This window comes from Dyadobacter pollutisoli (assembly GCF_026625565.1).
Lineage (GTDB): Bacteria > Bacteroidota > Bacteroidia > Cytophagales > Spirosomataceae > Dyadobacter > Dyadobacter pollutisoli.
Genome location: NZ_CP112998.1, coordinates 5,748,887 through 5,763,636, shown reverse-complemented (window position 1 = coordinate 5,763,636; position 14,750 = coordinate 5,748,887). Strand labels below are relative to the sequence as shown.

At 43.8% G+C, this 14,750-nt stretch carries 16 protein-coding genes; 9 read left to right on the top strand and 7 right to left on the bottom strand.

Features of this window, described 5'->3' with window-relative positions; translation table 11 throughout:
- Window positions 1-49: 49 nt before the first annotated feature.
- Window positions 50-1,291 carry an ABC transporter permease gene (locus tag ON006_RS23610; protein ID WP_244822482.1) on the bottom strand — a complete coding sequence of 414 codons (1,242 nt, stop codon included), beginning with the start codon at window positions 1,289-1,291 and terminating at the stop codon, window positions 50-52.
- 13 nt (window positions 1,292-1,304) lie between these two features.
- The gene (locus tag ON006_RS23605; protein WP_244822481.1) at window positions 1,305-1,931 is read right to left on the bottom strand and encodes an ABC transporter ATP-binding protein; all 627 of its coding nucleotides are present in this window, start codon (window positions 1,929-1,931) and stop codon (window positions 1,305-1,307) included.
- Window positions 1,932-2,179: 248 nt separating this feature from the next.
- On the opposite strand from ON006_RS23605, the gene ON006_RS23600 reads away from it, so the two are divergent.
- Genes ON006_RS23600 through ON006_RS23580 form a run of 5 tightly spaced genes read left to right on the top strand, consistent with a single transcriptional unit; the run spans window position 2,180 to window position 6,247 of the window.
- A complete protein-coding gene (locus ON006_RS23600) occupies window positions 2,180-3,190 on the top strand; it encodes a DUF6089 family protein (protein WP_244822480.1) in 1,011 nt (336 codons plus the stop codon).
- A gap of 33 nt (window positions 3,191-3,223) precedes the next feature.
- Entirely contained in the window at window positions 3,224-3,904 is a 681-nt protein-coding gene (gene porG / locus ON006_RS23595; protein WP_244822479.1) for a type IX secretion system protein PorG, read from the top strand.
- A 5-nt stretch (window positions 3,905-3,909) separates the two neighbouring features.
- Window positions 3,910-4,452: a DUF2911 domain-containing protein gene (locus ON006_RS23590; RefSeq protein WP_244822478.1), complete on the top strand. Its 543-nt coding sequence runs from the start codon at window positions 3,910-3,912 to the stop codon at window positions 4,450-4,452.
- A 30-nt stretch (window positions 4,453-4,482) separates the two neighbouring features.
- Complete coding sequence (locus ON006_RS23585; RefSeq protein ID WP_244822477.1) at window positions 4,483-5,370, top strand: trypsin-like peptidase domain-containing protein; 888 nt, start codon at window positions 4,483-4,485, stop codon at window positions 5,368-5,370.
- A gap of 52 nt (window positions 5,371-5,422) precedes the next feature.
- On the top strand, window positions 5,423-6,247 hold the full coding sequence (locus ON006_RS23580; protein ID WP_244822476.1) for a phytanoyl-CoA dioxygenase family protein: 825 nt from the start codon (window positions 5,423-5,425) through the stop codon (window positions 6,245-6,247).
- Window positions 6,248-6,264: 17 nt separating this feature from the next.
- Here the strand turns inward: ON006_RS23580 and ON006_RS23575 are convergent, their stop codons facing one another.
- On the bottom strand, window positions 6,265-6,960 hold the full coding sequence (locus ON006_RS23575) for a YjjG family noncanonical pyrimidine nucleotidase (RefSeq protein ID WP_244822475.1): 696 nt from the start codon (window positions 6,958-6,960) through the stop codon (window positions 6,265-6,267).
- Window positions 6,961-7,343: 383 nt separating this feature from the next.
- Between ON006_RS23575 and ON006_RS23570 the strand changes: the two genes are divergently transcribed.
- The 4 genes from ON006_RS23570 (at window position 7,344) to ON006_RS23555 (ending at window position 9,905) form a co-directional block, all read left to right on the top strand.
- A complete protein-coding gene (locus ON006_RS23570) occupies window positions 7,344-7,943 on the top strand; it encodes an RNA polymerase sigma factor (protein ID WP_026632052.1) in 600 nt (199 codons plus the stop codon).
- Window positions 7,918-8,166, top strand: a complete 249-nt coding sequence (locus ON006_RS23565; RefSeq protein WP_244822474.1) for a hypothetical protein — start codon at window positions 7,918-7,920, stop codon at window positions 8,164-8,166. The genes ON006_RS23570 and ON006_RS23565 overlap by 26 nt, the downstream gene beginning before the upstream one ends.
- Before the next feature lie 144 nt (window positions 8,167-8,310).
- The gene (gene nth / locus ON006_RS23560; protein WP_244822473.1) at window positions 8,311-8,973 is read left to right on the top strand and encodes an endonuclease III; all 663 of its coding nucleotides are present in this window, start codon (window positions 8,311-8,313) and stop codon (window positions 8,971-8,973) included.
- Window positions 8,974-9,047: 74 nt separating this feature from the next.
- Window positions 9,048-9,905, top strand: coding sequence for an FKBP-type peptidyl-prolyl cis-trans isomerase (locus tag ON006_RS23555; protein ID WP_244822472.1), 858 nt, complete (start codon window positions 9,048-9,050; stop codon window positions 9,903-9,905).
- 51 nt (window positions 9,906-9,956) lie between these two features.
- Here the strand turns inward: ON006_RS23555 and ON006_RS23550 are convergent, their stop codons facing one another.
- From ON006_RS23550 to ON006_RS23535, 4 genes are read right to left on the bottom strand one after another with little or no spacing between them, the layout of a single operon-like run.
- A complete protein-coding gene (locus ON006_RS23550; RefSeq protein ID WP_244822471.1) occupies window positions 9,957-11,087 on the bottom strand; it encodes a DegT/DnrJ/EryC1/StrS family aminotransferase in 1,131 nt (376 codons plus the stop codon).
- Between the two features lie 8 nt (window positions 11,088-11,095).
- Window positions 11,096-11,686, bottom strand: coding sequence for an acetyltransferase (locus ON006_RS23545; protein WP_244822470.1), 591 nt, complete (start codon window positions 11,684-11,686; stop codon window positions 11,096-11,098).
- Window positions 11,683-12,279, bottom strand: a complete 597-nt coding sequence (locus ON006_RS23540; RefSeq protein WP_244822469.1) for a sugar transferase — start codon at window positions 12,277-12,279, stop codon at window positions 11,683-11,685. Before ON006_RS23540 ends, ON006_RS23545 begins: the two co-directional genes overlap by 4 nt.
- A 12-nt stretch (window positions 12,280-12,291) precedes the next feature.
- A complete protein-coding gene (locus ON006_RS23535) occupies window positions 12,292-14,700 on the bottom strand; it encodes an alpha-ketoacid dehydrogenase subunit alpha/beta (RefSeq protein ID WP_244822468.1) in 2,409 nt (802 codons plus the stop codon).
- Between the last annotated feature and the right edge of the window lie 50 nt (window positions 14,701-14,750).

Here is a 14,750-nt window from a genome sequence, read left to right as displayed (position 1 = left end):
TTTTGACTGAATTAAGGATTTAACCAGGTTAACAAATTTACACAGAATATCATTCCTCTGCCAATGTCCGGGATATATTCAGTTTGTAAATGCCCAGCGAAGGAAGAGCGGCCGCAATGAGTCCGATCGCCAATGCGCCAAAAAACAGATAGATTTCTTCTGGCAAAACAGTGAATTGTTTGAGCGAATAATGAAAATCCTCTTCCGCAGCTCTCGAAAAAAGCCACAGACCAACCCGGCTCAAAATCACTCCGGCGAAGAAGCCGATCACAGCCAGCATCAGCCCTTCGATCAGTAGCATTAGAAACAGTCTGGAACGGGTCGCGCCCATCGAAAGCATCAATGCCATTTCGTATTTTCTTTCTTTTAATGAATTATATAACGAAATGAAAACGCTCACGCCGGCGATACTAATAATGATCAATGCCAGGGTACGAAGCGTTTCGATCCCTACGCCGAGTAGTGAAAATAGCCGGTTGATTTCAATGCTGGGCAGGGCGGCCTGCATGGAAGTATTGGTGTTGATTTGCCTCGGAATGGTGATCAGGCCCATTGGATTTCTGAACTGAATAAGTGCGCTGGTGACCTCCTTTCCTTCCTCGTCCGGCTCAGGATCGGTTCCTGTCGGGCCAGTATGTTCAATGTTTTCGTCATGCGCTTCGTGACCTTCCTCCGCATGCTCATGTACATCCCACACACTCGAAAGCCGCGTGAGAATGAGCTGGTCTACAACGGTTCCGCTGGCTTCAAAAATACCGGTAACCTTGTATTTCTTGTCCCCATGAACTTCGCCTTTCGAGTCGAGGCCGTGGGCGCTGGAAAATGTATCGCCGATTTTCAGCTGTGTGTTGCGAGCGACCTTACTGCCGATTACAACTTCCATGGAAGCATTATAAACCTGTCCCTGAGCAAGTTTCGCCTGGAAATGCTCAATGTACTTGGGAGTAGTACCCACAATCCTGAATCCCTGATAGCTGTCGCCCATGGAAAGCGGAATGACTGTTTTGACGAAAGGATTTTTGCGCAATGCGTTCACCTCCGCCAGTGGTACATTGCCCGTCGGCGCGTCGATCTGGTAAATGCTGGACAGGATCAGTTGCAGCGGACTTCCTTTGGCACCTACTACCATATCAATGCCCCTGATATTTCTCCTGAATTGTTCGTCCAGCTGTTTGTTAAGCAAAAGCAGCAGCGAGATCATACCGATTCCCAGCGTAAGGAGAAGTGCGCTCAGAAAACTGTTGAGTTTTTTCTCTTTCAGATTGGCGAGGCTTATTTTAAAAAGATTCATCCTGTTAGTCATTTTACAAAAAAACCTGATTAGAGAACTCGTCTTTCAGCCGCCGGTCATGTGTAACCACCACCAGGCTGGCCCCTATCGATGCCGATTGTTTTTTTAAAAGCTCAATCACTTTCTGACAGTTATTATCGTCAAGATTGGAAGTCGGTTCGTCAGCCAGGATCACATTCGGGTTGTTCATTAATGATCTGGCAATGCTTACTCTTTGCTGTTCTCCCTGGCTCAGCTGTGCTGTTTTTTTAGCTAAATGCTCCGCAAAACCAAGCTGCTCGGCCAGTTGTTTTGCTTTGGTATGGTCCTGCTTTTGATTAGCAAGATAGTTGGATAGCAAAATGTTGTCCAGCACCGACAATGAACTTACGAAGTGTGGCCGCTGGTAAATGATACCGATATTTTTTGCCCTCATTTCGGTAGTCTGTATGGGGGAAAGGCCAATAGCAGGATTATTGGCTATGACAATCTCACCGGAATCAGGGGTAATAAGCAAGGCGAGCAAATGTAGCAGGGTCGTTTTTCCTTTCCCCGACTGGCCCAGAATAAGTAATGTTTCCTTATCCTTGCAAGTAATATCAGGGAAACTGAATTTTTTTTGGGAAGAGTACGCGAAGCGAAGATTCTTACTCGAAATCATTTTAGAGTGCTTTTTTCAGTACACAATGATAGTAAAGTTTTATTTCCTATCCAGACCATACGTTTGTTAATGTGCGGTCAGCATTGGATAAGGTATTAACAGCGAAGACAATTGTATATTTCGCGTCGGGAGGTTTTCTTAAAAAATATCACCGGTACAAATAAATCATTGGGAAATACGTTGAAATGGTGATACATCCTGAAGAAAACCAACAACTATTCTATTTTTGCAAAAAAATCGATCTGAAAATGCGTAGAAATTTTGAATTGAAAAGAGTATCCGGAGCGCTGACGTTGATCTTAAGTTTTGGGCTTTTATTAACAGGCGGAGACAGCCAGGCACAGAGCCGGGGCATCTTTGTTCCCTATTCTACGGCAGGTTTTGGAATTGGAACGTCCAGTTATTTCGGAGATCTGGCACCTTACAGACGTCCGCTTGCATCTATGTTTAAGATGATGAGATGGAGTATCGGAGGTAACTACACACGCCACTTTACACCGCGCCTGGGGGCAAGAGCCAGCTTTACTTATGCAAGGATCGCGGGGGATGACTACATTATGAACAGAGATTCGAAGCATGAAAGCAATGTTTTTTATGCACGAAACCTGCATTTTCGTAATGATCTGAAAGAGTTTTCATTACAAGGTATTTTTAAACTGATTCCTGACAATCGCAGCTACGATAGACGACCACAATTTGGAGCTTATGTTTTTGCCGGTGTGGCTTTAACGGCTCACAATCCGAAAGCATTGGACTCATTAAAGGGTGACTGGGTTAAATTACAGCCATTAGGCACAGAGGGCCAGGGAAATGAAGGTTATGCAAAACCATACTCTCTCGTTCAATTTGCGATACCTCTTGGTATTGGTGTGAGATATAAAATCAATAACAAATTTGACATTTCAGCCGAAATCGGATTCAGAAAAACATTTACTGATTACCTGGACGACGTGCATGGAAACTATGCCGATCCTGCACTTTTTGCTGACAATCCGACGGCATTGGCGCTTGCAAACAGAACGACAAACCAGTATGCGGTTCGTAAAGGAGCTGACAGAACAGACGCATTGAAAAAATTCCTTCAGGTGAATTATTTTCTTGACACCAATGACCCGCTGGCGGCATTGCCAACCACTGGTTTTGGGGCTCCCGGTACTGCTAGGGGAAACAGTCCAGGCTACACGGATAATTACTGGTTTGGTATGATCCATATCAACTATATGCTTCCTTCGCAGATCAAATGTCCTCCACTAAGATAATTGACGGTTACGTTGAAGTATTTTATAAAAAATTTGAGTCGTAGATACTTGCTGCCGGTTTTGGTGGCAGGTATCTGTTTTTTTGTAACATCTGGTACCACGCTTTTTGCTCAAAAAATTGAGATTGGAGCTGGATTGGGTGGATTTAACTACAAGGGAGACATATCGCCTTCAGTAAAAGCTCGATTTTTCGAGCCGGCTGGAAGTCTGTTTTTCAGATATAATCCGAGCCAGGCCTTGTCGCTTCGCGCGGAGGTTGCCGGAGGGATAATCGGAGCGGATGACAAGCATAGTAAAGATCCGTTTCAACAACAAAGAAATAGGTCTTTCACCACACGGATCATCGAAGGAAGTGCGGTTGCAGAATATAATTTCCTTAATTTTCAGGAGCGAAGATTTGCGGTAAATTGGAGCCCGTATGTGTTTGGCGGTATCGGTTATTCCAAATTCAATCCGAATGTTCAGACTAGCGCTTATAAAACCAGCTCATTTACATTGCCTTATGGCGTTGGAATCAAGTATCAGATCCGTCGTCCGTGGAATATCGGGATAGAGTATGGGGCAAGAAAAACGTTTACTGATTACCTTGATAATCTGGGAGGGGAGCCAACATCTACCGATAAACTTCAACAAGGCGATCCGTCGCTGAAAGATAATTATTACTATTTGCGGCTCTCGGTAAGCTATACTTTTTACAAAATTGTCTGTCCGTAAAATTTATGAAAAGAATTTTCCTCATTGTTTCAGTTCTAATAGTCATTGCGATTGCCGGATTTTTTGGGTTTAGGAAATATACCAAATCATTCAGCCCCGAAGCTGTTGCAGAAAGTACCGCAAATGGTGTCAGTGTCAAGGTTATCTACAGCAGACCGAACAAAAAGGGCAGGCTGATTTTTGGGCGGGAGCAGGATAATGCATTATTGCCTTATGGAAAAGTATGGCGTACTGGTGCTAACGAGGCAACGCTCGTGGAGCTTTCCAAGGATGTGTATCTCGCGGGAAAGGCGGTTAAAGCAGGAACCTATTCATTATATTCTGTTCCGGGACAAAGCAGTTGGAAGATCATCCTCAACTCGGAAGTAGGGCAATGGGGTACAGAATATAATGATGGGAAGGATGTTTTAAATGTTGAAGTTCCCATCCGCATCAGGCCTTCCGTACAGGAATTGTTCCTGATCTATTTTGAAGAAATTCCCAACGGTACCAATATGGTGCTGAGCTGGGACCAGACTGAAGCGCTGGTGCCTTTTACCAGTAAATAGCCTTCTCAGAATATACCCGCCTTCTTTTCTATGTTCGTTGAAGCTATTGAAAAAGTAGATCAGTACACGCGTCCCGTTCATTTCATATTGCGATACTACACCGGCAGCGACATTGTACCCGGTACAGCCACATTATTTTTTGTAAACGAAGATGGTTTTGCAATCACCTGCCGACATGTTGCCAGGCAAATTTTGTATGCCAATTCCATTTACGAAAACTATCTGAAATTTAAGGGAGAACTGAGAGTTTTCGAAAAGGATCCTGCTTTTGAGACGCAAAAATCATTTCTGGAAGCCAAATACAAAATCAATGCGGATAATCCGATACGCATACTTTTCAATTTTATTCAATGTGTTTCTGCCTACAAAGGCCTCACCATTCATCTGCACCCGACTCAGGATCTTGCCATTATACAATTCCGGGATTTCGAAACAAAGCAATATCAAGGCTATGCAAGGTTTCTGAAAGACACCCGGCTTGTCAAGCAAGGAAGGTATTTGTGCAGACTAGGTTACCCATTTCCTGAATTCTCTAATTATCAATATAACAAGAACACCGGTGATATTGAATGGACAAAAAGCGGACGAGTGAATACACCCAGCTTCCCAATTGATGGCATTATTACACGCCATATTGGCGAGGGCAATGAGGTGGTCGGAATAGAGATGAGCACGCCGGGGTTGAGAGGCCAAAGCGGTGGGCCATTGTTTGATAAAAACGGAGTTATATATGGTATGCAAAGCGCGACGAGGCATTTGCATTTAGGTTTTGATCAAATTAACCGGGAAGTGATTACAGAAGGCCACCGGAAGAGGGTTTCCAACTATCCATTCCTCAATGTCGGGCAATGCGTGCATGTGGATGTGATCAAACAATTTCTACGTGAAAAGAAGATTGCTTTTCATGAGAGCGAATAAGTTGGGTAGTTTTCGGTTATACAAATCTTTTTTTCCTGAAAAGAGATAGATTATGACCGATTTGCAAACTGACCTGATTAGCAAAGAATTATCAGAGCCTTACCAACTTCCCGAGGCTGCGATTGAACACTTCAATATTTATGGCTACGTGAAGCTTAAAGACGTTTTGAGCGAATCCATTCTCTCTCATTATGATTCACTGATTACTGACCTGGTTTTTAAGCTCAATAAACTGACCAAACCGATGGAGGAGCGGACGACCTACGAACGGGCCTTTCTTCAGGTAATGAACCTTTGGCGTGAAAGCGAGGAGGTGAAAGAATTTGTTTTCTCGAAAAGACTTGCCAAAATAGCGACGGACTTGTTACAAGTTAAAGGAGTGAGGTTATATCATGATCAGGCATTATACAAAGAGTCGTTGGGTGGCATAACGCCTTGGCACGCAGACCAATTTTACTGGCCGTTATCGTCACCCAAAACCGTCACTGTCTGGATTCCGCTACAAAAAACCTTGATGGAAATGGGGCCTTTGGCATTTGCGGAAAAGAGCCATCACGTTGAAATAGGGCGTGATTTGGAGATCAGTGATGAAAGTGAAGCATTGATGAATGAGCAGCTGAAGCAATTCCAACTGAATGAAACTCCATTCGATCTCGGTGAAGTGAGTTTTCATGCGGGCTGGTTATTTCACCGTGCCGGAGCGAACGTATCCGGGCGTCCGCGCAAGGTAATGACAATGATATATATGGACGAGGCCCAGAAAATTGTGCAGCCTCGGAACGAATATCAGCAGGCGGACTGGGAGACCTGGCTACTATCCAGACCCATCGGCAGTGCGGCTGACAGCGAGCTCAATCCGCTGCTTTTCAGTTATTAAAAAATAGCTAACGAGCTCTATAAAATAATCATCAACTCTTCCAGCCGCCGGATGTCGTAAGTAGGGGATTCGTCGAACTTTAATCCGGCAGGGTTGTAATAAACTGTGTCCATACCGACCTGTTTTGCGCCCATTACATCGGCAATCCAGTTGTCGCCGATCATCAAACTTTCCTCGGGAGTGGTTTTTGCAGTTTCCAGTGCGAATTCAAAAATCCGGCGGTCAGGTTTTTTGGCGTTAGCAGTTTCAAATGTGATAATATTCTCAAAGAAGTGGCCGATCTGGGAGCTGGCGATTTTTCTGGCCTGGATTTCATTGAACCCATTGGTTATAATGTGCATTCCATACCCGGCTGAAGAAGTGTAGTCGAGCAGATTCAGTGCACCTTCCAGTAAATGTTTTTTAGTAGGCAGCGAATTCAGGTAAAGTTCTCCGATTTCCGTGTGATTAGGCGGACATTCTGCTCCCAATTCCTCGAAAACCATTTTGAATCGATTTTCACGTATATAGGTATGGTGCAATTTCCCACTATCGAATGCGTCCCACAAAGCCGTGTTGATTTTGAGAAAAGACTGCACAAATGCGTCGAGTGATGACACTCCATATTCACTCAGGGCCATTTGATGAAAAACTTCGGTCAACGATTCGGAAGAATTTCTTTCGAAATCCCATAGTGTATGGTCCAGATCAAAGAAAAGATGTTTATATTTCATATCTGGTAAAAGTTCAATTTTTATTGAAAAAGTGAAATTACTACATGGCAACAGAAAATTTCACTGCTCACGAAGGAAAAATGATCTGTTTGAGATCGGATCGTCGTATATTATTTGATAAGTTCTATTATTTGTTCTAATAGGGATAGAGAAGTTATCAAACGCTTGGATATTCTAAAAAACGTCTCTGAGTTGTTAACATGTGTTAACGAAAAATAATTTGCTGAAAAAAGAAACCCAAACATTTGCAAATTATTTTTCAAATCCATTTCTTTGATTCGTATAATTCAAAATACAGAAAAGACACTTCAATTTTTTCACCAAACAGAAAGGAGAAACAATATCGACGAACCGCTCTACGTTAACTAAATCGAATAGTAAAAATGGAGAAAGTCCAAGTTAGCGACAGTGAGTTGGTAACATTGTATATCCGCGGTAATGAAAAGGCATTCGAAAAGCTTGTTCAGCGCCATAAATCAAGAATATACACCACTATTTATCTGATTGTCAAGGACCAGTATGTAGCCGAAGATTTATTACAGGATACATTCATAAAGGCAGTTGACACGATAAAGGGGGGTAGATATAATGATGAAGGCAAGTTCCTGCCATGGATTATACGTATTGCACATAACTTAGCCATTGATTATTTCAGACGCGATAAACGCTACCCCAATGTAGTGTTCGAAGATGGAAGCAGTGTTTTTAATACGCTGGATTTTTCGGAAGATTCCGTTGAGTCGATCCAGATTCGTCAGGAAACACATGAGCAACTGCGGGAGATGATCCAGCGGTTACCGGATGTGCAAAAGCAGGTACTGATCATGCGCCATTACGAGGACATGAGCTTTCAGGAAATTGCTGATGCTACCGGCGTGAGTATTAATACGGCATTGGGGAGAATGCGTTACGCGTTGATAAACCTGCGTAAGCAATTTAACCAACGTGCCCCACAGTATGACAAAAACTTTTACTTACGATGATGTTGTAAGGTACTTATATGCCGAAACAACAGAAAATGAAAATGAGCTGATTGTTGAGGCTTTAGCGCTTGACGATAATTTGATGAACTTTTATCTCGACTCGTTGGAAATTCAGAGTCAGATGGACAAAATTGTACGTATCCCTTCGGATCGGACAGTTGCAGAAGTTGTCAAATATTCACGGCAATTCTCTTCTAAAAGACCTGCTGCTCTCTCTTACTGAGAGCGGCGGGTTTTTTTATGCCAGCTATTCCTAAAAATAGCTGGATATTGTTGTTATTTGAGAACAAAAAATTCCCTTCTTTAAGTCAGGTAAAAATTGCTCTGAAGAATGATCCCTTCAGGAGCTGAATGAGTATATGTATTTATGCAAAGACAACAACGTTTTAACTTATTTCTGGATTATTTTACCAAGAACTTTCCCGAGCCCGAAACTGAACTACATTATTCCAGTCCATATGAACTACTAGTTGCAGTCATACTTTCGGCGCAATGCACGGATAAGCGAGTAAATATCGTCACGCCCCCATTGTTCGAGCGCTTCCCCGACCCGGAATCATTGGCAGCATCTAATGCGGAGGAGGTTTTTACTTACATTAGATCGATTTCGTATCCCAATAATAAAAGTAAGCACCTGGTTGGAATGGCCCGGATGCTGACCGAGCAGTTCAATTCGGAAATTCCGACATCTGTCGAAGATTTGCAGAAGCTGCCGGGTGTAGGCCGCAAGACGGCGAATGTGATTGCGTCCGTTATTTTTAACCAACCCGCCATGGCGGTTGATACACATGTCTTTCGGGTGTCCAGGCGGCTGGGATTGGTTCCATTGACGGCCAAAACGCCATTGGCAGTGGAAAAAGCATTGTTGCGATATATTCCCAAACTACTGGTTCACAAGGCTCACCATTGGCTTATATTGCATGGGCGTTACGTTTGCACCGCCAGGAACCCGCAATGCTTTCAATGCCCGCTGTCGCCATTCTGTAAATATTTTGCGACAAATGTTAAAATAGACGTTTTTCATTCGTGATTGCAACCTTTCCACATTTGACGGAGTCTATTAAAAAAAGTTATAAATCCCATTAATTAGAAAAGGAAATCAAAATGAAGCGTACCAGTTTAGCATTGTGCTTTTTGTTGTCATTGGCTGCAGGTTTGTCGGGTTGTATGAAGGACGATAATCAGGATGAGCAAAAAATTATAGAAAATGAAGCGGCCATAGAGGCCTATATCAAAGCAGATAGTCTTGCAAGCAAGGCGATTAGAGACAGTATTGGGTTGTATTATATTATCAGAAAGTCAAATCCGAATGGCTTGCGCCCTAAACTTGGAGATGCCGCTACTGTGAAGTTTACGGGGTATCTCTTGACCAACAATACCAAAGTATTGTCTATCCCGGGAGATTCTTCTTTCAGTTTTCCCGTAGGAGGTAATGCTACTGGTCTGGCAGGATTAGAGCGATCTGTTTTTCTGATGAAAACAGGAGAAAAAGCAACTTTTTTGTTGCCGTTTTACCTCGCTTTCGGGCAAATTGAGAGAGTTAATATCCCTGCGTATTCACCGATCAGGCTGGAAGTTGAATTGGTGAAGACGCGTACTGAAGTGCAGCAGATCGATGATTTCATCGCTAAAAAAGGTTTTACAGTCTCAGACAGAACTGCTGATAATCTGGTGCTTATCCGCACAAACACTGTGACGGGAGATACGCTTGGAGTAGGTAAGTCCGTTAATGTAAAATACGTCGGCAAGTTGTTGAGTGACACGAAATTCGATGAAGGAACACTCAGCATGACAACAGGAACAGGTAGTGTAATCCCTGGATTTGACAGGGCTGTCAGGAAAATGAGAAAAGGCGAAAAAGCAATAGTTGTCTTTCCTTCCCCGTTAGGCTATAAATCAACAGGCTACAATACAATCCCGCCATATACAGTACTTCAATTTGAACTGGAAGTTCAATTATAGAGATTGATTCAACACATAAAGGGCAGCACGTGACATTTCACGCGCTGCCCTTTACTTTTCGCATAGTTCTGATATTTTCTCACTCACAACTTGAATTGATTCGGGGGGAAGGTTTGACCCGGAGGGCAAGCACAAACCAGTTTCAAATAAAGTTTCAGCGACATTTCCGCCAAAGTAAGGAGTGTTTTTAAATATCGGCTGTAAATGCATGGGCTTCCAGACGTGACGTGTTTCAATGTTGCTTTTCTCTAATGCCAGCCTCAGGGTTTCAGGTCTGATCTCAGATTCTTTTGGATCAAAAACAACCACGGTTAGCCAGCGATTAGAGAAAAAACCGATTTGTTCTTCCTGAAAGCTAACTCCCGGAATATCTTTCAGGCGGCTTCTGTACAGATCGAAAATGGAACGTCGTTTTTCAACGAGATCCTTTAATACTTCCATTTGTCCGCGACCAATACCTGCACAGACATTGCTTAGTTGATGATTATAACCGGTTTCTGAATGCTCGTAGTGAGACGCATTATCTTTTGCCTGAGAGGCTAAAAAGCGTGCTTTTTCCAGATAATCTGGACGCTGGCATAGTAATGCACCACCTCCCGAAGTTGTAATGATTTTGTTTCCATTAAAAGACAAAATACCAGCATAACCAAAAACGCCTACATTTTGTCCGAAATAAGTAGAACCAAGCGCTTCGGCCGCGTCTTCAACTAAGGGAATGTCGTATTTGGCGCAAACCAGGATAATTTCTTTCAATTGCGCGGGCATTCCGTATAAATGGACCACTACAACTGCTTTTGGTTTTTTACCCAAAGCCAGATAATGTTTAATCGCCGTTTCCAGCGTATCTGGGCACATATTCCAGGTCGTAGGCTCGCTGTCTATAAAAGCCGGGTTCGCTCCCAGGTATAAGATTGGATTAGCAGTAGCAATGAATGTAAGCGATTGACACAGAACAATATCGCCTTTCCCAACTCCAAGGATATGTAGTGCCAAATGTATCGCAGCTGTGCCCGAGGAAAGCGCCAGTGCATACCTACTACCTGTAAATTGACACAAATCCTGCTCGAAACCGGTGATATTAGGTCCAATCGGTGCAATCCAGTTAGTATCAAACGCTTCCTGAATGTACTTCATCTCCCGCCCGGTCATGTGTGGCGTGGAAAGCTGTATTCTTTCGTTCATAGTGTGTTTTAAAATCTGATTATTCTGCCGGGATTTCCCCAAACCGTCGCACAGTCGGGAATGCTTCTGGTAATGACGCTTCCTGCGCCGATGATACAATTTTTTCCAATTTCCAGATTTGGTAAAATAGTACTACCCGCTCCTATCAATGTATTTTCTCCAATTCTCACATTGCCGCAAACTACCGCACCGGGCGCCACGTGAACAAAATCACCCAAAATGCAGTCGTGATCAATGATAGCACCGGTATTCACAATGATATGGTTTCCAAGTATCGTACCAGTCTGAACAACAGCACGGTGCACAATTACTAATCCATTTCCCAACACAGTATCAGAGGCAATCACTGCACTTGGATGAATCACATTTCCGAAACTATGGACAATGTGCTGTGCTATCGTCTTCCTGGTTGTATTATCTCCAATTGCAATAATTATTAGTTCGTTTGTATCAAAATGAGGCTGATAACCTCCTGCGGTAGGCATTCCGTTGAATGTTGCGTTTGGGTTATCATCTAAAATCGCGGTTACCTTCCTGTCGCAGTCTGCTAAAATGCTGCAAACCACTTTTGCGTGACCGCCTGCTCCATATATAATCATAACAGAATGGATTGCGGGCCCTTGAATTTTTCAGCTGGCATACAGGCATCTTCAGTACCAATCCTATTTTTGACGGTAAGCAGAAGAATTTCAATGTCCATGCTGAAAGATTGGTTTTGCACGTAAAGGATGTCAAACTCAAACTTTTCGTCCCAACTCAGAAGATTCCGGCCATTTACTTGTGCCAGTCCAGTAATGCCGGGAAGGACATTGTGCCTGAGATTTTGTCTCGAATTATAAAGTGGAAGATATTCCTCTAACAATGGCCTGGGGCCTACAATGCTCATTTCACCACGCACAACATTCCATAATTGCGGCATTTCATCCAATGAACTTCTGCGAAGAAACTTACCAAAAGCAGATATTTCCGGATCTGAAACTTGCAATGCGGTATCCGCAATCTTAAAACTCCGGAATTTGAAAAGCGTAAAAACCCGTCCTTTTAGACCTGACCGACGCTGACAGAAGAATGGATTGACCCGATGCAGAATTAGCAAGAGGACTGAAATAACAACAAAAAGCGGTGACAGGACAACCAAGCCCGTCACCGCAATCATAAGATCTAAAATTCTTTTACCTCTCGGTTTGTACATTGAATCAATACATTAAAACAGCTCCGGATAACGATCTGGGTCCGCTTCACGCATGATTTTATAAACAGCTTCAAATATATCGTCCATATTAGGCTTCGAAAAATAATCACCATCCGATCCGTAGGGTGGGCGGTGATCCTTGGCAGAGATCGTTACCGGTGGCGAATCAAGCCAGCGGTAAGCATTTTGCTTTTCTACAACCTGTTGCATCATATACGCCGATGCGCTGCCAGGCATGTCCTCATCCGCAAAAATGACCCTGCTCGTTTTTTTAATGGACTCTACAATGCTGCTGTTGATATCAAATGGCAAAAGTGTCTGCACATCGATCACTTCGACGTCTATGCCAGAACTTTGCAATTGAGAAGCGGCCTCCATTACTATACGGCACATTGAGCCATAAGTCACAATGGTCAAATCATTTCCTTCACGAATTATTTCGGGCTGACCCAGAGGAATGCAGATTTCACCGACATTATCCGGCAAAACTTCCTTCTGACGGTATGAGTTAAGTGGCTCGACGATCAATGCAGGATCGTCGCCTTTCAACAATGTATTGTAAAATCCGGCTGCTTGTGTAAAGTTTCTCGGAACGATAACGTGCATACCCCGCAAGCTACTGAGCATAGTTCCCATCGGTGATCCGGAGTGCCATATTCCTTCCAGCCTGTGGCCCCGTGTACGGACAATCAAAGGCGCTTTCTGGCCGCCAGCAGTCCTGTAACGCAATGATGCCAGGTCGTCGGTTAGCGTAGACAAGGCATAATAGATATAATCAAAATATTGAATTTCAACGATTGGCCTCAGTCCACGCATGGCCATTCCTATACCCTGGCCAACGATGGTAGTTTCGCGTATTCCGGTATCGGTAATTCTGAGTTCGCCGTATTTTTCCTGCAACCCGGCAAATCCCTGGTTTACATCGCCGATCATTCCAATGTCTTCACCAATCGCAACCACTCTCGGTTCCCTTTCAAAAAGTGCATTGAAATAGGAGCGTATCACTTCCCTGCCATCCACTGTCGGGCTATCCTCTGAAAAAACAGGATCAATCGCCTGTACATTTAATGGAGATTCAGCAGTTTCGCTGTAAAGATGGGAATTGAAGCGTTCTTTGTTCTCTTCAAGGTTTTTACGCAAATACTCCTGAAGGGTAATTTTAAATGGATTATTTTCTTTCCCGAGAATTCGGAGCGCCTTGCGGATACTGGAAATCATATCCCTCCGAACGGGCAGATAGGTTTTCGAAAGCTCTAAAACTACATTGCTTAATTCATGCGAAAAGTTACTCTCCTTGCCAGCGTTCTGAAGCAGCTGAATGGTTTCGAGATATTCTTTGTCAAGTTCGACGCGGTACGCCTGCCAGGCCTGGTTACGCGAAGTACTGGCTGTATCCTTAGCCTCCGCTTCGATCTGTTCAAGTTCCTCATCCGTGGCATAACCGTTTTTCAGTATCCAGTCGCGGAAACGGAGATTGCAGTCATGTTCTGTCTCCCATTTCAGCCGCGGCTTCGATTTATATCTCTCATGGGAACCCGAAGTCGAGTGGCCCTGCGGTTGCGTCATTTCCGTCACATGCACCAACACCGGTACCTGTTCTTCCCGGCAGATTTTTGCTGCTTTCTGGTAGGTTTCTAAAAGAGCGGGATAATCCCAGCCATGTACTGTAAATATCTCAATACCAGGCTCATCCTCATTGCGCTGTAAACCAGCCAATGCTTTCGAAATACTGCCTTTGGTAGTCTGGTATTCGATCGGAACGGATATTCCGTAGCCATCGTCCCAAACAGAAACCAGCATTGGAATTTGCAGTACCCCGGCAGCATTCATAGCTTCCCAAAACATGCCCTGAGAGGTAGATGCGTCACCTATTGTTGCAAATACGATCTCATTTCCATGATTGGAAAACTGGGTCAGGTATTGCAGGTCTTTATTTTCACGATATAATTTAGAGGCATAAGCCAATCCCACTGCGCGCGGAATCTGGCCGGCAGTCGAAGAAATATCACAAACAGAATTGAAGAGTTTTGTCTGGTCCAGCCATTGACCGTCTTCGTCCAGCCAGCGGGTCGAAAAGTGTCCGTTCATGGACCGGCCGCCAGTGCTGGGCTCGTGCGCAAGATCGGCGTGCGCATACATTTGGGCAAAAAATTCTTGCCAGGTGAGGTTACCCAACGAGGCTTCAATCGTTTGGTCCCTGTAATATCCTGAACGAAAATCACCCGGGCGGAAAGTCCTTGCCAGGGCTATTTGAGCTACTTCTTTACCGTCTCCGAAAATGCCAAATTTAGAACGACCTCCCATGGTATCCTTCCTTCCCAGCAAACTTACCTGCCGACTTTCGCACGCAAGACGATAATCATTGGTAATGTTTTCCTTACTCAACACACCGGAACCGGTTAAACTATCATTTTGAAGCATAAGCAAAATTTACGGGGTTGAATCCGTAGTTAAATTACGTTTTTTTGAAT